The 16,435-nt window shown below is 69.5% G+C and carries 17 protein-coding genes; 11 read left to right on the forward strand and 6 right to left on the reverse strand.

Translation table 11 applies throughout. The annotated features are described in order from the left end of the window. Positions 1-27: 27 nt before the first annotated feature. Both RZ1_RS08195 and RZ1_RS08200 read left to right on the forward strand, forming a co-directional pair. Positions 28-723, forward strand: a complete 696-nt coding sequence (locus RZ1_RS08195; protein WP_072810837.1) for a class I SAM-dependent methyltransferase — start codon at positions 28-30, stop codon at positions 721-723. Continuing rightward, positions 720-1,223 carry a DUF1990 domain-containing protein gene (locus RZ1_RS08200; protein WP_072810839.1) on the forward strand — a complete coding sequence of 168 codons (504 nt, stop codon included), beginning with the start codon at positions 720-722 and terminating at the stop codon, positions 1,221-1,223. The genes RZ1_RS08195 and RZ1_RS08200 overlap by 4 nt, the downstream gene beginning before the upstream one ends. Here the strand turns inward: RZ1_RS08200 and RZ1_RS08205 are convergent. Next, positions 1,189-2,043 carry an HpcH/HpaI aldolase/citrate lyase family protein gene (locus RZ1_RS08205; RefSeq protein ID WP_072810840.1) on the reverse strand — a complete coding sequence of 285 codons (855 nt, stop codon included), beginning with the start codon at positions 2,041-2,043 and terminating at the stop codon, positions 1,189-1,191. The genes RZ1_RS08200 and RZ1_RS08205 overlap by 35 nt on opposite strands. A 105-nt stretch (positions 2,044-2,148) precedes the next feature. Here RZ1_RS08205 and rlmN point away from each other — a divergent pair, with 105 nt between their 5' ends. Beyond that, positions 2,149-3,258, forward strand: a complete 1,110-nt coding sequence (rlmN, locus tag RZ1_RS08210) for a dual-specificity RNA methyltransferase RlmN (protein WP_072810842.1) — start codon at positions 2,149-2,151, stop codon at positions 3,256-3,258. Here the strand turns inward: rlmN and RZ1_RS08215 are convergent. Next, positions 3,237-4,169 carry a LysR family transcriptional regulator gene (locus tag RZ1_RS08215; protein ID WP_072810844.1) on the reverse strand — a complete coding sequence of 311 codons (933 nt, stop codon included), beginning with the start codon at positions 4,167-4,169 and terminating at the stop codon, positions 3,237-3,239. The genes rlmN and RZ1_RS08215 overlap by 22 nt on opposite strands. A gap of 70 nt (positions 4,170-4,239) precedes the next feature. Between RZ1_RS08215 and dapA the strand changes: the two genes are divergently transcribed. Next, the gene (gene dapA / locus RZ1_RS08220; protein ID WP_072810846.1) at positions 4,240-5,139 is read left to right on the forward strand and encodes a 4-hydroxy-tetrahydrodipicolinate synthase; all 900 of its coding nucleotides are present in this window, start codon (positions 4,240-4,242) and stop codon (positions 5,137-5,139) included. 65 nt (positions 5,140-5,204) lie between these two features. Here dapA and RZ1_RS08225 read toward each other — a convergent pair whose 3' ends face one another. Further along, positions 5,205-6,407, reverse strand: a complete 1,203-nt coding sequence (locus tag RZ1_RS08225) for a sensor histidine kinase (RefSeq protein WP_072810848.1) — start codon at positions 6,405-6,407, stop codon at positions 5,205-5,207. Then, positions 6,404-7,174, reverse strand: a complete 771-nt coding sequence (locus tag RZ1_RS08230; protein ID WP_083583580.1) for a response regulator — start codon at positions 7,172-7,174, stop codon at positions 6,404-6,406. Before RZ1_RS08230 ends, RZ1_RS08225 begins: the two co-directional genes overlap by 4 nt. 130 nt (positions 7,175-7,304) lie before the next feature. On the opposite strand from RZ1_RS08230, the gene RZ1_RS08235 reads away from it, so the two are divergent. Further along, entirely contained in the window at positions 7,305-7,565 is a 261-nt protein-coding gene (locus RZ1_RS08235; protein ID WP_072810850.1) for an SHOCT domain-containing protein, read from the forward strand. Positions 7,566-7,609: 44 nt separating this feature from the next. Continuing rightward, positions 7,610-9,997, forward strand: coding sequence for a heavy metal translocating P-type ATPase (locus RZ1_RS08240; RefSeq protein WP_072810852.1), 2,388 nt, complete (start codon positions 7,610-7,612; stop codon positions 9,995-9,997). A gap of 33 nt (positions 9,998-10,030) precedes the next feature. Here the strand turns inward: RZ1_RS08240 and RZ1_RS08245 are convergent, their stop codons facing one another. Then, a complete protein-coding gene (locus RZ1_RS08245; RefSeq protein ID WP_072810854.1) occupies positions 10,031-10,309 on the reverse strand; it encodes an SHOCT domain-containing protein in 279 nt (92 codons plus the stop codon). A gap of 353 nt (positions 10,310-10,662) precedes the next feature. On the opposite strand from RZ1_RS08245, the gene RZ1_RS08250 reads away from it, so the two are divergent. Next, a complete protein-coding gene (locus RZ1_RS08250; protein WP_083583581.1) occupies positions 10,663-11,385 on the forward strand; it encodes a DUF305 domain-containing protein in 723 nt (240 codons plus the stop codon). A 111-nt stretch (positions 11,386-11,496) separates the two neighbouring features. Here the strand turns inward: RZ1_RS08250 and RZ1_RS08255 are convergent, their stop codons facing one another. Next, positions 11,497-11,742 carry a DUF2631 domain-containing protein gene (locus RZ1_RS08255; protein ID WP_072810856.1) on the reverse strand — a complete coding sequence of 82 codons (246 nt, stop codon included), beginning with the start codon at positions 11,740-11,742 and terminating at the stop codon, positions 11,497-11,499. Positions 11,743-11,889: 147 nt separating this feature from the next. Between RZ1_RS08255 and dxr the strand changes: the two genes are divergently transcribed. The 4 genes from dxr (at position 11,890) to RZ1_RS08275 (ending at position 16,422) form a co-directional block, all read left to right on the forward strand. Beyond that, the gene (gene dxr, locus RZ1_RS08260) at positions 11,890-13,059 is read left to right on the forward strand and encodes a 1-deoxy-D-xylulose-5-phosphate reductoisomerase (RefSeq protein WP_072810858.1); all 1,170 of its coding nucleotides are present in this window, start codon (positions 11,890-11,892) and stop codon (positions 13,057-13,059) included. 13 nt (positions 13,060-13,072) lie between these two features. Next, positions 13,073-14,293 (forward strand): M50 family metallopeptidase, encoded by a 1,221-nt coding sequence (locus RZ1_RS08265; protein ID WP_072810860.1) that lies wholly within the window; start codon positions 13,073-13,075, stop codon positions 14,291-14,293. A 45-nt stretch (positions 14,294-14,338) separates the two neighbouring features. Continuing rightward, positions 14,339-15,493 carry a flavodoxin-dependent (E)-4-hydroxy-3-methylbut-2-enyl-diphosphate synthase gene (ispG, locus tag RZ1_RS08270; RefSeq protein ID WP_072810862.1) on the forward strand — a complete coding sequence of 385 codons (1,155 nt, stop codon included), beginning with the start codon at positions 14,339-14,341 and terminating at the stop codon, positions 15,491-15,493. Positions 15,494-15,585: 92 nt separating this feature from the next. Beyond that, a complete protein-coding gene (locus RZ1_RS08275) occupies positions 15,586-16,422 on the forward strand; it encodes a GNAT family N-acetyltransferase (RefSeq protein ID WP_072810864.1) in 837 nt (278 codons plus the stop codon). Positions 16,423-16,435 lie beyond the last annotated feature (13 nt).

Genomic DNA, 16,435 nt, shown 5'->3' on the forward strand with positions numbered 1-16,435 from the left:
GCCGGCCGTACTGTGAAGGGGCGCGGGGTGATCGCCAGCCCGAACATCTGGCATTGGCCCGCGGTGTACGAGGAGGAGAACCGCGCCCAGGACACCCGTGGTGCCGTGTACGCGGCGCTGCGGGAATCCGTCGACTGGTCCGGTGCCGACGTCGTCGACGTCGGGTGCGGCAGCGGGTTCCACCTGCCGATGTTCGCGCAGGAGGCACGCGCGGTCACCGGTGTGGAACCGCATCCGCCGCTCGTCGACCTCGCCCGCCGCCGCACCGCAGCCGACGGGACGATCACCGTGCTTCAGGGCGACGCGGAACAACTGCCGCTCCCGGTGAGCAGCGTCGACCTGGTGCATGCCCGCACCGCCTACTTCTTCGGACCCGGCTGTGGAGCCGGGATCGCCGAGGCCCTGCGAGTGCTCAGGCCCGGCGGGGCGCTGGCCGTCGTGGACCTCGACGCGACCGCTCATCCCTACGGTCGGTGGATGCGCGAGGACCTCCCGCACTACGACCCCTGCGCGGTGGAGGCATTCTTCGCGGCGCAGGGCTTCGACCTGCGCCGCATCGATACCGAATGGTCCTTCCCCGACCGGGACGGCCTCGAACGCGTCCTCGGCATCGAATTCTCGCCGCGCATCGCCGACCGGGCAGTGCGCGAAACCCCGGGTACCACCCTCACCGTCCGCTACCGGCTGCAGATCCGCCGCAAACCGCGGGGCCTCGAGCTGTGACGGCGCGACCCGGCGGGCCGACCTATCCGGAGATCGGTGCGACCGCGGGAATCCTCCCGGACGGCTACGGCCACACGGTGCGCTCCCGCATCCTCGGTGCCGGTGAGGGCACCTTCCAGCGGGCAGCCGACCGGATTCTCCGATGGGAACTGCATCGTCGCGCCGGCATGGGGGTGCGGGCGGACTCGGCGACGGCGGTGCCCGGGGCCCGGGTGAACGTGCGGATCGGGTGGGGTCCCGTCGGCATCACGGCACCCTGCGAGGTCGTGTACGTCGTCGACGAGCCGCGACGGCGAGGCTTCGCCTACGGCACCCTGACCGGCCATCCCGAGCGGGGCGAGGAGTACTTCGGGGTCGAATGGCGGGCGGACGACACCGTCGTCCTCACGATCCGGGCGTTCTCCCGTCCCGCCGCGTGGTGGGCGCGTGCGGGCGCCCCCGTTGCCCGGCTGGTTCAGCGGCGCATCACCGACCGCTACCTGCGTTCCCTCGACGATTGACCGCGATACCGAATGCCCGCGCCAACTTCGTGATCTTCTTCGCCTTGGCCAGTTTCGGTAGGTCGCTGCCGTCCTGGACCCCGCTCCCATCCTCGCCGAGCCGGTCGATTACCTCGTGTGCCCAGGTCACGTCGTCGGGGCTCGGGCTCAGCGCGGCATTCGCGTAGGGGGCGCGCTCCGGCGTCATACACAGCTTCCCGGTCATCCCCATCGATCGAGTCAGCTCGGCCTCCCGCTCGAGAGCGCCGGGGTCGTCGGTGAGGGACGGGCCGTCGATGGGCCCGGCCAGGCGCGCGGCCCGGCTCGCGATCACCAGCCGCGAACGCGGATACGCAAGAGCGAGCGGCGAGTCGCCGACCCCGGTATCCCGGCGGAAGTCGCCGCTGCCGAACACCAGCCGGAACGTGCCGTCGGCACGGGCGATCTCCGGGGCCGCCTCGAGGCCCATCGCGGATTCGATCAGCACCAGGATCCGGGTGTCGTCCGGCAGCCGGTCGGCGGTCGCGTCGACCTGTTGCCCGCTCTCGGTCTTCGCGAGCATCACGCCCTCGAGGCCGGGTAGCCCCGCCACCGCTTCCAGGTCGTCGGCCCAGTAGACGGTGGTGGCATCGTTGATCCGTATCCACGCCTTGCCGCCGCCACGCATCCAGTCGACGACCCCAGCGCGCGCGCCCGGCTTGTCGGCGGCCGGCACGGCGTCCTCGAGATCGAGCACGACCGCATCGGCGGGTGAGGTCACGGCCGCGTCGAATCGGTCCGGTGCGTGCCCGGGCACGAGCAGCCAGGATCGGGCGAGTTCGGGTCGGATTCGGGTGGACATCCTTCGATGGTCTCGCGGTTCCGGACGCCGCGCGGCGAACCGGGCACAATCGGGTTACCGATCGCACACCGGGGCACTGCCCGCATCATGGGATAATCGGTGATTATGGCTTCTTCCCTGCCCCTGGTGTTCGACGCGCCCAAGCGCGGCATGCCCCCGCGTCACCTCGCCGACCTCGACTCCGAGCAGCGGCGTGAGGCGGTGCGCGAACTCGGGCTGCCCGCGTTCCGCGCCGACCAGCTTGCCCGGCAGTACTACGGGCGGCTCGAGGCGGACCCGGAGAAGATGACGGATCTGCCCGCGGCGATGCGGGACAAGGTCGGTGAGGCGTTGTTCCCGACGCTGCTGACCCCGGTCAAGCACATCGCCTGCGACGGCGGCGAGACCCGTAAGACGCTGTGGCGGGCCGGCGACGGCACGCTGCTCGAGAGCGTGCTCATGCGCTACCCGGAGCGAGCCACCCTGTGCATCTCCAGCCAGGCCGGCTGCGGCATGGCCTGCCCGTTCTGCGCGACCGGGCAGGGTGGCCTGAACCGCAACCTGTCCACGGCGGAGATCGTCGACCAGGTCCGGGCCGCGGCGGCTGCCCTGCGCGACGGCGACGTGGCCGGAGGGCCGGGCCGGCTGTCCAATGTGGTTTTCATGGGGATGGGGGAGCCGCTCGCGAACTACAAGCGGGTCGTCGCCGCAGTGCGCCGCATCACGTCCCCGTCGCCGGAGGGACTCGGATTGTCGCAACGGTCGGTGACCGTGTCGACGGTCGGGCTGGCCCCGGCGATCCGCCGACTCGCCGACGAGGACCTGCACGTCACGCTCGCCGTCTCGCTGCACACCCCCGACGACGAACTGCGCGATACCCTCGTCCCGGTGAACAACCGCTGGCCGGTCGCCGAGGTGCTCGACGCGGCCCGGTACTACGCGGACAAGACCGGTCGTCGCGTGTCGATCGAGTACGCGCTGATCCGCGATATCAACGACCAGCCGTGGCGCGCCGACATGCTCGGCAAGAAACTGCACAAGGCGCTCGGCCCGCTCGTGCACGTGAACCTCATCCCCCTCAACCCGACCCCGGGCAGCAAGTGGGATGCCAGCCCCAAGGACGTGGAGCGCGAATTCGTGCGTCGCGTCCAGGCGCAGGGCGTCTCGTGCACCGTGCGCGACACCCGCGGCCAGGAGATCGCGGCAGCCTGCGGTCAGCTCGCCGCGGAAGGCTGATCCGCCGGATCCGTTCCCGCCTCGCGGAAAAATTCTGCGGCGCAGTGTAATTCGGCGCTCACCGCGGCAAGGAGCGGATGTGACCGGCTACCCGCGCGGTACGCGATGCGGGTCCGCCGTCCGATCGGCAGAGCTGTGAGCACGACGCCCTCGGGTACGTCGATCAGTCCGAGCTGCGGAACCAGCGCTACCCCGGCGCCCGCCGAGACGAGCCTCAGCACGGTGGCGAAGTCGTCGACGTGATGGGCCACCTGCGGTTCGAAACCGTGGTTCAGGCAACTGCGCACCGCCATGGTGTGGCACAGGGTGCCGGGGTTGCCGACGATCCAGCGACTGGTGGCGTGGCTGCCGATCGCTGTGTCCGCGGGCTCACCCGGAGCGGTCTGCGAGGCCAGGTACACGGCCTCGTCGAGCAGCGGTTCGAGTTCGATGCCCGCGCCCATCGTGGACGGTACGTTGTCGTATTCGTGCACGAGCGCGATGTCCAGGTGATCTCCGCGGAGCAGATCCGGCACGTCGGCCGGGTCGACCTCGGTGACCGTCGGCTCCAGGCCCGGCTCGGTGCGTCCCAGCTCGATCAGGGCGGGCAACACGATCGCCCGCAACGCGGTCGGAAACGCGCCGAGCCGAACCGATCCGGTCAGGCGCGTCTCGCTCGCCGCGAGCGCGGCCAGCGCTCGTTCCAGGTCGGCCAGGATCACCTCGGTGTGCTCGACGAGGACCGCTCCGGCCACGGTGAGGCGAACGCGGCGTCCCGTGCGGACCAGCAGCGGCTGTCCGGCTTCGCGTTCGAGAGCCGACAGTTGCTGGGATACCGCCGAGGGCGTGTAGGAAAGCGCGGCCGCGACCGCTGCGATGGTGCCGCGATGGGCGAGTTCGCGCAGCAGCCGGAGTTTACGGAGGTCGAGCATCAGTTCAGCTTACGTTCGGCGTCATGAAGAGTAACTGGACCTTTCGGAGGGGCGGCTGAAGGCTGGGGGAATGACCTTCCGTCCCTCAGGAATCCTCGTTCCGCTCGTCACTCCCTTCGCCGACTCCGGGCACGTCGAGGCCGCAGACCTGCACCGCCTCGCACAGACCGTGATCGACGACGGTGCCGCCGGACTCGTCGCGCTGGGCACCACCGCCGAGGCGGCAACCCTGAGCCCGCAGGAACGCCGCGACGTCGTGCGGGTCTGCGCTGCGGTGTGCCGCGAGCGTCGGGTGCCACTGTTGGTGGGCACCGGAACCAACGACACGGCCGGAACCGTGCGCGCCCTGAACGAAGTGGGGGAGCAGCCCGACGTCGCGGGTGCCCTGGTGGTGGTCCCGTATTACACGCGCCCGACCGAGGCCGGTGTCGTCGCACACTTCGAGTACGTCGCCGATCGCAGCCCGGTGCCGATCGTCCTGTACAACGTGCCGTATCGCACCGGCCAACAGCTGGGCTGGGAGTCGGTCGTGCGGCTGTCGGAGCATCCACGGATCGTCGGCGTCAAGCAGGCCGTCGGCGCGATCGACACCGATACCGCGCGCCTGCTTGCGGAATGCCCCGCAGAATTCTCGGTGCTCGCGGGGGAGGACACGCTGGTCTCGCCGCTGCTCGCGATGGGGGCAGCGGGAGCAATCGCGGCGACCGCGAATGTCTGTGCCGCCGAGTTCGCCGGCCTGTTCCGGTCCTGGAGCGCCGGCCGGGTCGAGCAGGCACGCGACCTGGGTAATCGGCTCGCAGCTCCCGTCTCCGCGCTGATGTCCGGTCCCAACCCGACCGTCATCAAGGCGGTACTTCACGCGCAGGGGAAGATCTCGTCCTCGAATGTCCGGTTGCCACTGCTTCCGGCCGACGACGCCGCGGCGATCGCCGGGGTACTCGCGCACCTGTCCGCCCAGGTGGGGCGCTGACGGCGCGTCTCGTGACCCGTGAGTTCCCACCCTGACTTGTCGAGCGAATGTATCGTCCGTCTCCTTCAACCGACCGAACGGTACGTTCGCTCGACGTGTCCCCGGGCGGGGGCTGCACGCGCGCCGGTGCGGGCGGCCGGGGCGGGCAGACGCAGAGTGAACCGGGCCCCGGCCCCTGCTCCGGCGCTCGAGGCGGTCAGGGTGCCACCGTGGGCCTCGACGAGGGCACGGGCGATGGTCAGTCCGATGCCGCTGCCGCCCTCCTGGTGGCGGCGGGCGGTGTCGGCGCGGTAGAAGCGATCGAACAGGTGCCCCAGGTGCTCGGGCGCGATGCCTTCGCCGGTGTCGGTGACGGTGATTCCGGCCCACCCGTCGCCGGCATCGGCGGTGACGGTGACAGCGCCCCCGGTAGGAGTGTGGCGCAGGGCATTGTCGAGCAGGTTACCCAGCACCTGCCCGATCCGGTCCGGGTCGACGGTGACAGCGGCGGGTAGTTCCACGCGATCGATCAGGGCGACATTCTTGGCGGCGTAGCGGTCGCCGGCGGCGCGTATCGCGGTGGCGACCAGTGTCGCGGTGTCGGTGGCAATGGGGTCGATGCTCAGCCGGCCCTCTTCGGCGCGGGAGACGGCGCCCATGTCCTCGGCCAGTCGTTCGAGTCGGGAGGTACTCGACCGGAGGATCGTCAGCGTTTCGGTGTCGGCGACGCGGATGCCGTCTTCGAGGGCTTCGAGGTGGGCGTCCAGGGTTGCCAGCGGGGTGCGCATCTCGTGCGCGAGGTCCGAGAGCATGCGGCGGCGCGTGGTTTCGATCGAGTCCAGCCGATGGGCGAGCCGGTTGATCGTCTCGGCGAGCTGGTCGAATTCGCGCCCGAGGCCGGGACCGGTCAGCCTGGAGCTGTACCGCCCTCCGGCGATGTCGGTGGCGGATGTGGCGACGGCTGCGATCGAACGCTGCACCCGGCCGGTGAAATACCAGCTCACGGCCAAGGCCATCAACACCGAGACCAGCAGCGCAATAGCCAGCGAGATGATCATCGCCGACGCGAACGCCTCCTCGACGTGCGCCGCCTCGGTCGAGACGTGCTCGATGCCCGCCTGCTGGAGATGATTGTGGAACAGCCCGGGGGCGACGGCGGCAGCAACCAGCCAGGCGCTGAGCGCCCCGCCGAGCACGACCAGTGTCTGGGCGGCGAGCAGCCGGCTGCCGAATCCGAAACCTGTGCGTGGGTGTGCCGGGCCGGTGACCGGTCGGGGCGGTGTGCTCATCGGCCGGCTCCCATCCGGTAGCCGACACCACGCACGGTGCGCACGAAGATGCCGCGGGTGGCGTCGTCGCCGAGTTTGCGACGTAGATGCCCGATGTGCACATCGACGAGGTGCTCGTCGCCGACCCAGCTCGGCCCCCACACCGCGGCGATCAGCCGGGTTCGGGTGAAGACCACGTTCGGGTACTCGGACAGCGCGGCGAGGATGTCGAATTCGGTGCGGGTCAACGAGACCGAAGAACCGTCGACCCACACCTCGCGGCCCGCCGGATCGATTGTCAACGGACCGAAGGTGCGGCGCGGGGACAGGTCGGCGGAGTGGGCGTTCCCGCCCCCGGTCGAGGGCCGGGGGCGGCGCAGCATGGCCTGGATGCGGGCGATGAGTTCACGCGGGCTGAACGGTTTGGTCATGTAGTCGTCGGCCCCGACCGAGAGTCCGACCAGAGTGTCGATCTCGTCGGCCCGTGCGGTGAGCATGACGACGTAGGCGTCGGAGAACGTACGCAACTGCCGGCAGACCTCGATCCCGTCCAGGCGCGGTAGCCCCAGATCCAATACGACGACATCCGGATCGACCTGCCGGGCCCGGGCGACGGAGTCGAGCCCGTCGTGCACGAGTGCGACCTCGAACCCGGCGCGTTCGAGGTAGGTGCCCACGACCGTGGCCAGCGCCACCTCGTCCTCGACGACGAGCGCGCGCAGACCGGTGGGTGGGGCCACCGGAACGGGGAGAGAGGCAGGGGTGAGCTGACCGGAATCGTGCGCCATCTCTCCATCGTGTCCGGTCCCGCGGTGTGGGTCCACTTCTCTTCAGAGAACCTTCATCGAACACCCATGCCCGGCCCCGGGTCGCGCACCCACACTCGTATCGGAGCCGGAGGAGGAAGGGACGGTCGTCATGTGGGACGCGATGGGCTGGGCGGGCTGGACGGTCATGTCGCTGGTCATGGTCGGCTTCTGGGTGCTGGTGGCGGCCGGCATCGCCGCGTTGTTCCGACCCGGCCACCGGACCGAACCACCGGTGCGGCCGAGGTCATCGGATCCGTGGGGTGCCCTGGACGAACGGCTGGCTCGAGGGGAAATCGGCATCGACGAATACCGGGCGCAGCGGGGAGGACCGGCATCCGCCCGGCCGACCCGGGGTGCGGGAGAAGGCTGACAGCGACGAGGGTCCACGCAGGACCGACGGAGGTTTCCGAGCGTATGGACAACACCACTGTTCTCGAAGTGGGCGGGCTGCACTGGGCGACATCGACGGCGACGATCGAATCGGTGCTGCGCCGCCGCCCCGGCGTCGTTTCGGTGCATGCGAACGCGGTCAACCAGACCGCCTCCGTCACCTACGATCCGGACCGGACCTCGGTCGCGGAGCTCTCGAAGTGGGTGCGGGAGTGCGGCTATCACTGCGCCGGCCGTTCGGTGCCCCAGCACGTGTGCGACCCGATGGCCGAACCGGCGACCGCCACCGCACATCCGATGCCGGCGGTGCACGCCGGGAACGGCATGCCCGCCGGGCACGCACCGCAGGAGACGATGGGCCACGGCGGGCACGCCGGGATGTCGATGGACGCGATGGTGCGCGACATGCGCGATCGCTTCCTGGTGGCGCTGGTGCTGTCGATCCCGATCATGCTGTGGTCGCCGATGGGCCGTGACATGTTCGGGTTCACGGTGCCGGCCCCGTTCGGCCTGCGCGACGACGTGTTCGCGCTGCTGCTGAGCCTGCCGGTGGTCTTCTACTCGTCGTGGATCTTCTTCGACGGTGCCTACCGGGCATTGAAGGCCCGCACCCTGGACATGATGGTGCTCGTGGCCGTCGCGATCGGCGCCGGCTGGCTCTACAGCGTCGGGGTGACCCTGACCGGCGGTGGCGAGGTGTTCTACGAGGCCGCTTCGGTGCTGGCGACCTTCGTGCTGCTCGGACACTGGTTCGAGATGCGCGCCCGCGGCGGTGCGAACGACGCGATCCGCACCCTGCTCGAACTCGCTCCACCGAAGGCGGTGGTGCTGCGGGACGGCGAGCCCGTGGAGGTCCCCACCGCCGAGGTCGTGGTGGGGGATGTGCTGCTGATCCGGCCGGGTGCGAAGGTCCCGGTCGACGGTGTCGTCGCCGACGGCATCTCCGAGGTCGACGAATCGATGGTCACCGGGGAATCGCTGCCGGTGTCCAAGGCGGAGGGCTCGGAGGTGATCGGTGCGTCGATCAACACCACCGGCACGCTGCGGGTGCGGGCAACCAAGGTCGGTTCGGACACCGCCCTCGCGCAGATCGTGGCGATGGTGCAGGAAGCCCAGAATTCCAAGGCGCCGGGCCAGCGTCTGGCCGATCGGGCCGCGTTCTGGCTGGTGCTGGTCGCCCTGATCGGCGGGGTCGGCACGTTCCTGGTGTGGTGGCTCGTCGGCGGCGACGTGCAGATGGCGCTGTTGTTTGCGATCACCGTCGTGGTGATCACCTGCCCCGACGCGCTCGGGTTGGCGACCCCGACCGCGATCATGGTCGGCACCGGTCTCGGCGCCAAGCGTGGCGTGCTGTTCAAGAACGCGACCGCTCTCGAGACCTCGGCGCGGATCGACACGGTCGTGATGGACAAGACCGGCACCTTGACCAAGGGCGAACCGGAGGTCACCGACGTCGTCGTCGACGGTCTCGACGAGAACGAGCTGCTGACGTTGGTAGCCGCGGTCGAACGCGAATCCGAGCATCCCCTCGCCGGGGCGATCGTGCGTTACGCCACGACCCGCGACATCGCCGGGGCGTCGCTCGAGAACTTCCGGAACGTGCCGGGGCACGGCGCGGTCGCCGAGGTGCGGGGGCGTCGGGTAGCGGTGGGCAACCGCAAGCTGATGGTCGCCGAGAACGTCGACTTCGGGTCGCTGATGGACCGTCGCGATGCGCTCGCCTCCACCGGCCGCACCGCCGTGCTCGTCGCCGTGGACGGCCGCGGGGTCGGGGTGATTGCCCTGGCGGATGCGGCGCGGGAGACCTCGGCCGAGGCGGTTGCGTCGCTGCACGAGCTCGGCATCGAAGTGGTCATGCTCTCCGGCGACAACGAGGCCACCGCCCGTCGCATCGCCGGGCAGCTCGGCATCGACGCCGTCATCGCCGAGGTCCTGCCCGGCGACAAGGCCGACAAGGTCGCCGATCTGCAGCGAGCCGGCAGGACCGTTGCGATGGTCGGCGACGGCGTCAACGATGCGCCGGCGCTCGCGCAGGCGGATCTGGGTATCGCGATCGGCGCGGGCACCGACGTCGCCATCGAAACCGCCGATCTGGTGCTGATGCGTTCGGACCCGCTGGATGTGCCGATCGCGCTGCGGATCGGTCGCGGCACGCTGCGCAAGATGCGCCAGAACCTGGGGTGGGCCGTCGGATACAACACCATTGCGTTGCCGATCGCCGCCGGCGTGTTCGAACCGGCCTTCGGGCTGGTGCTGCGTCCGGAGATCGCGGCGCTGTCGATGTCGGGGTCGAGCCTGATCGTCGCGGTCAACGCGCTCACGCTCAAACGGCTGCACCTGCCGTCCCCACCACAGGAGGAGCCGGCGGCGCGCCCGGCGCCGGAACCCGTCCCGACCGGCCCACACCGCTGACACCGCATGCCCTCCGGTGCAGGTCGGCACCGATCACCGCTTCGTGGTGGGCGGTCCCGGCCGATGCGAGTGCAGGGCCTCGAGGCGACGCCGGAACTCGTCCTCGTCGATCTCGCCGTGCGCGAACCGGGTGGCGAGGATGTCCTCCGGGGTCGGTCCCGGCGCAGGCGGCGGTCCCGGCTGCGGCCCCGGACTCATCGCTCGCACCAGCATGACCAGACCGACGACCACCAGCGCCCAGAACAACACCATCGCGACAGTCATCAGAACATAGCCCCAGCCACCCATGCCGTCGCCGTACCAGAACATCATGGAAACCACTCCTCGCGCTCGACGGTGTTCTCCGGGGCGCCGGCCCGGCAGAGCCGGCCGATAGGCCGATACGTCCCGACTCCACGCTGCCCGTCCTCGATGCACTGTTCTGCGTCGTTTCCGTGAAGATCTGGTCGAGATCGTCTCGACCCGAGCCTGGACGGAAGTCCTCGATCGGCCACCGCCCGCCGGTCTTGACGGAATCTTCACCGAATGCTCCGGATAGTCCCGAGGTCGGACTGACACGCTCGGCTCCGGACGAGGCACAAGGGCCGGCGGGCCGACGGAAGTGCCAGGGACCGGCTGGTCCGTACTCGTTCGCCCGCCGCGCACACGAGGGAAAGGCGTAGACGATGGAGAAGAACATGCTTGCGGGGAAGAAGTCCCTGGCGGCTGGAGCTGTGGCGGTCGCGGCGGCCCTCACCCTGGCGGCCTGTGGTGACTCCGGCAGCAATCAAACCACCGAAACCAGCACGCCGGCCGCCGTCAGCGCCACCGCCTCCGCCGAAGCCGCCGAGAACCACAACCCGGCCGATGTGATGTTCGCGCAGCACATGATTCCGCATCACTCCCAGGCCATCGAGATGAGCGACATCGTCCTGGCCAAACAGGACATCGATCCCCGGGTGGCCGAGGTGGCCCAGCAGATCAAGGCCGCACAGGGACCGGAGATCGAACAGTTGCAGAGCTGGCTGGCGGCCTGGGGGCGACCCGGTATGCCTCCGCGCAGTGGCATGCCGATGACGAGCCCGGAGATGCCGATGTCCTCACCCGGGATGGGAATGCCCCGGAACGACATGCCGATGCAATCCGGCACCATGCCCGGCGGTGCGATGGGCGGGATGAGCGGGATGATGTCCGCCGAGGACATGGCCGCGCTGCGCAGCGCCCAGGGCATCGACGCTTCTCGTCTGTTCCTGACCCAGATGATCGAACATCACCGCGGTGCGATCGAAATGGCGCAGACCGAGATCGACGCCGGGGAGAACCCCGACGCCGTGGCCATGGCCCGCAACATCGTCGACACCCAGCAGCAGGAGATCACCACGATGGAGAACATCCTGTCCTCGCTGTAACCCGGCGTCGTCGACCGTGCACCTCGGCGTCTTCGACCTGTGGGTGGGGCGGATATGCGGCAGGGCGCGCCCGGAACGTTCCGGGCGCGCCCTGCCGAAATCGCTGTGCGACTACCGCGGCCGGCGGCGCTTGACGGCGTCGACCACGATAATGAGCACGAGGAGCGCGGCGAAGCCGATGAGGTACCAATCCTCGACGCGGCCGTGGTGGTTGCCGATGATCATGAACAGCAGGAAGATCGCGGCGATCACGCCCATGGTGCGGAACAGCTTGGGAGCTTCGCCGCTCCAACCCCATTCCGCCGACGGCACCTCGGCCGTGTCGACGTGAGTGGACTGCAACTCGGTACCGGCCACGGTTGTTCCTCCTGCTCGAAAGATCGCGCTGTTGGGCTAATCGTGACATACGACCGCCTGTCGTATGAAGCGGGGGCGGCGCCCGCGCGTCGCCGGCTGTCCCGACCGATTCAGGAACGGTTCAGGTGCATCAGGAACAATAGTCGCGTGGTCGACACAGAATCCCGCTCTCGTACCCGCGTCCTGCTGCTCGGCAGCACCGGATCGATCGGCACCCAGGCACTCGAGGTTATCGACGCCAACCCCGACAAGTTCGAGGTCGTCGGCCTGGCCGCGGGCGGTGGCAACCTTGCCCTGCTCGCCGAGCAGATCCGCGCGACCGGTGTCACCGACGTCGCCGTCGCGAACCCGGACGCCGCGGCCCGGCTGGAGTTGCCGCACGACGGTGTGACGATCCGCAGCGGCCCCTCCGCGGTCACCGAACTCGTGCGCGAGACCGAAGCAGACGTCGTCCTCAATGCGCTCGTGGGTTCGCTCGGTCTCGAACCGACCCTCGCGGCCCTTGCGGCGGGCGCGCGGCTTGCGCTCGCCAACAAGGAATCGCTGGTCGCCGGTGGCGCGCTCGTCACTGCCGCGGCGGCGCCCGGCCAGATCGTGCCTGTCGACTCGGAACATTCGGCGCTGGCGCAGTGCCTGCGCGGCGGCACCGCCGGTGAGATCGCTCGACTGGTGCTCACGGCGTCGGGCGGACCGTTCCGCGGGTGGAGCGCCGAGCAACTCGAGGACGTCACGCCCGAGCAGGCCGGCGCCCATCCGACCTGGTCGATGGGGCCGATGAACACCCTCAACTCGGCGACCCTCGTCAACAAGGGACTCGAGCTCATCGAGGCGCACCTGCTGTTCGGCATCGGCTACGACCGCATCGACGTCACCGTGCATCCGCAGTCCATCGTGCATTCGATGGTGACGTTCACGGACGGTTCGACGCTCGCGCAGGCGTCGCCGCCGTCGATGAAGCTGCCGATCGCGCTGGCCCTGGCCTGGCCGGACCGGGTGCCGGAGGCTGCCCCCGCCCTCGACTTCGCCACGGCCTCGACCTGGGAATTCGCGCCCGTCGACAATGCTGTGTTTCCCGCGATCGAACTTGCCCGCGCGGCCGGACGCGGTGGCGGCAGCCTCACCGCCGTGTACAACGCGGCCAACGAGATCGCCGCCGAGGCGTTCCTGGCGGGTGCACTGCCGTTCCCCGGGATCGTCCGCACCGTCGAGACGGTGCTCGACGACGCACACGAGTGGTCCGCGGAACCCGCTACCGTGGATGACGTGCTCGCCGCCGACGGCTGGGCTCGGGACCGAGCCCGCGCGCTCGTGAAATAGGAGGAGCGGCCAGATGATGTTCGTGCTGGGCGTGGTGATCTTCGCCCTCGGCATCACCGCCTCCGTCGCGTTGCACGAGGCCGGTCACATGTGGACCGCGCAGAAACTCGGCATGAAGGTGCGGCGGTACTACATCGGCTTCGGCCCGCGGATCTTCTCGTTCCGCCGCGGCGAGACCGAGTACGGTCTCAAGGCGTTGCCCGCCGGTGGTTTCTGCGACATCGCCGGGATGACCGCACTCGACGAGCTGGCGCCCGACGAGTACGACCGCGCGATGTACAAACAGAAGACGTGGAAGCGCCTGGTCGTGATGTCCGGCGGCATTGCCATGAACTTCCTGATCGGCATCGTGCTGGTCTACGGCCTCGCCGTGACCTCCGGCCTGCCCAACACCGAAACCCGCGCCGTGGTCGGCACCGTCGGGTGTGCCGCCCCCACCCAGGCCGGTGCTGAGGGCGGCTACCAGCCCGCCGAATGCGAGGGCATCGGTCCGGCCGAGGCCGCCGGCATCCAACCGGGCGACATCATCGTCGCGGTCGGCGACACCCGCGTCGAAACCTTCGGTCAACTGGTCCAGGCCACCCAGCCGCTGTCCGGCACCGTCGATTTCACCGTCGAACGCGGCGACGAGACTCTCACGTTCCCGGTCGCGGTGCAGCAGGTGCAGCGCTGGGTGTACGAGAGCAGCGACCGCAACGCCGAGCCCGTCTCGCGCGAGGTCGGCGCGATCGGCATCGGGGGGGAGCCCCGCGAACTCGAGTACTCGGCGTTGTCCGCTGTCCCCGCGACCTTCGAGTTCACGGGATATCTTGCCGCGCGCACGGCCGAGGCTCTCGTGCAGCTGCCGTCGAAGGTGTCGGACCTGTGGACCGCGGTGACCGGCGGTGAACGGGCCATCGACACCCCCGTCAGTGTCGTCGGCGCCAGTGTCATCGGCGGCCAGTTCGCCGAGGCCGGTATCTGGCAGTCCTTCGTGCTGCTGCTCGCCCAGCTGAACTTCTTCCTCGGCGCGTTCAATCTGGTGCCGCTGCTGCCGCTCGACGGCGGGCACATGGCCGTGGCGATCTACGAGCGCCTCCGCAACTGGGTGCGCAACCTGCGCGGCCTCGCCGACGGCCCACCCGTGGACTACATGAAGCTGCTCCCCATCACCTATGTGGCCGTGGTCGTCGGTGGTGCGTACATGCTGCTGACGCTCACTGCGGACATCGTCAACCCCATCAAGCTGCTCTGACCTGCGCCGCTAGAATCGGCAGGTAGCGACGAAAGAAGGCGAAACGTGACCAGCCCCATCGGTTTGGGCATGCCCGAAGTACCTGCGGTCCTCGCACCGCGACGCAAGACCCGTCAGCTCATGGTCGGTGATGTCGGGGTCGGCAGCGACTATCCGGTGTCGGTGCAGTCGATGTGCACCACCAGGACGCACGACATCAACGCGACCCTCCAGCAGATCGCCGAACTCACCGCCTCCGGCTGCGACATCGTCCGTGTCGCGTGCCCGCGGCAGGAGGACGCCGACGCGCTCGCGACCATCGCGAAGAAGAGCAAGATCCCGGTCATCGCCGACATCCACTTCCAGCCGCGCTACATCTTCGCGGCGATCGACGCCGGTTGCGCCGCGGTGCGCGTCAACCCCGGCAACATCAAGGAGTTCGACGGCCGCGTCAAGGAGGTCGCGAAGGCAGCCGGGGACGCCGGCATTCCGATCCGCATCGGCGTCAACGCCGGATCCCTCGATCCGCGGCTGCTGAAGAAGTACGGCAAGGCCACGCCGGAGGCGCTCGTCGAATCCGCGCTGTGGGAGGCGAGCCTGTTCGAGGAACACGGCTTCGGTGACATCAAGATCTCCGTCAAGCACAACGACCCGGTCGTGATGGTCGAGGCGTACCGGCAGCTCGCCGCGCAGTGCGACTACCCGCTGCACCTCGGGGTCACCGAGGCCGGCCCGGCGTTCCAGGGCACGATCAAGTCCGCGGTCGCGTTCGGCGCGCTGCTCTCGGAGGGCATCGGCGACACCATCCGCGTGTCGCTGTCCGCCCCGCCCGCGGAGGAGATCAAGGTCGGCACGCAGATCCTGCAGTCGCTGAATCTGCGTCCCCGCAAGCTCGAGATCGTCTCGTGCCCGTCGTGCGGCCGCGCCCAGGTCGACGTCTACACCCTGGCCAACGAGGTCTCCGCCGGCCTCGAGGGCATGGAGGTGCCGCTGCGCGTTGCCGTGATGGGTTGCGTCGTCAACGGTCCGGGGGAGGCCCGTGAAGCGGACCTCGGTGTCGCGTCCGGCAACGGCAAGGGGCAGATCTTCGTCAAGGGGCAGGTCATCAAGACCGTTCCCGAGGCGCAGATCGTCGAAACCCTCATCGAGGAAGCGCTGCGCATCGCCGAGGAGATGAAGGGCGACGCCGGAAGCGGCGCACCCACCGTGTCCGTGGGGTGAGCCCCCACCCGCCACGAATCGGGACCAGGTTTCCGTAGAGCCGTAGCTCATGGCAATCTGGTCGGTATCGGCAGTCGACAGGTGGTGGGCACGTGCTCAAGCTTCTGGGGGTCCGGTCGCTCGGTGGACGGGACACCGCCGCGGTGTTGCGTGTTCTCGCCCGCGACCCGGTGGCATCGTGCATGGTCACCGGACGCGTCGAGGAATACGGCATTGCGAGCCGCTCCGTCGGCGGTGAGATGTGGAGCCGCGGCGGTCCGGAGACCTCGCTGTGTTTCTCCGGCGCCAATCTGATCCCGCTGCTCGGCGCTCCCGACGATCTGCAGGCATTCGCCGAACGTGCTGCTCGTGGACCGCGCTTGTGCTCGTCGGTCGTGGGCCGCGCCGAACTGGCCATGCCCATGTGGGAACTGCTCGAATCCGCGTGGGGACCGGCCCGGGAGGTGCGCGCCGAACAGCCCCTGCTCGTCCTGGACCGGGAACCGCTCGTGGCGCCGGACCCACTCGTCCGCCGTGTTCGACCCGAGGAACTCGACGCCTACCTGCCTGCCGCCGTCGCCATGTTCATCGAGGAGGTCGGCATCGACCCGCGGGCCGGGGACGGGGGAGTGAGCTACCGGCGCCGCGTCGCGAGCCTCATCGCGACCGGCCGGGCCTGGGCGCGGTTCGAGAAGGGCGAGGTCGTCTTCAAAGCCGAGGTGGGATCGCAGTCGTCGGCGGTCGGTCAGATCCAGGGCGTCTGGGTCAGTCCAGCCATGCGCGACGCCGGGCTCGGATCCGCCGGTACCGCGGCGGTGGCGGTCGCGATCGCCGCGGCGGGCAGGTTGCCGAGCCTGTACGTCAACAGCTTCAACGTGCGGGCCCGCGCCGCGTACGCGCGCGTCGGGTTCCGGCAGGTCGCCACGTTCTCCACCGTCCTCCTCGACTGAACGGGAGACGCCC

The sequence above is a fragment of the Rhodococcus zopfii NBRC 100606 = JCM 9919 genome, from assembly GCF_001895025.1.
Lineage (GTDB): Bacteria > Actinomycetota > Actinomycetes > Mycobacteriales > Mycobacteriaceae > Rhodococcus > Rhodococcus zopfii.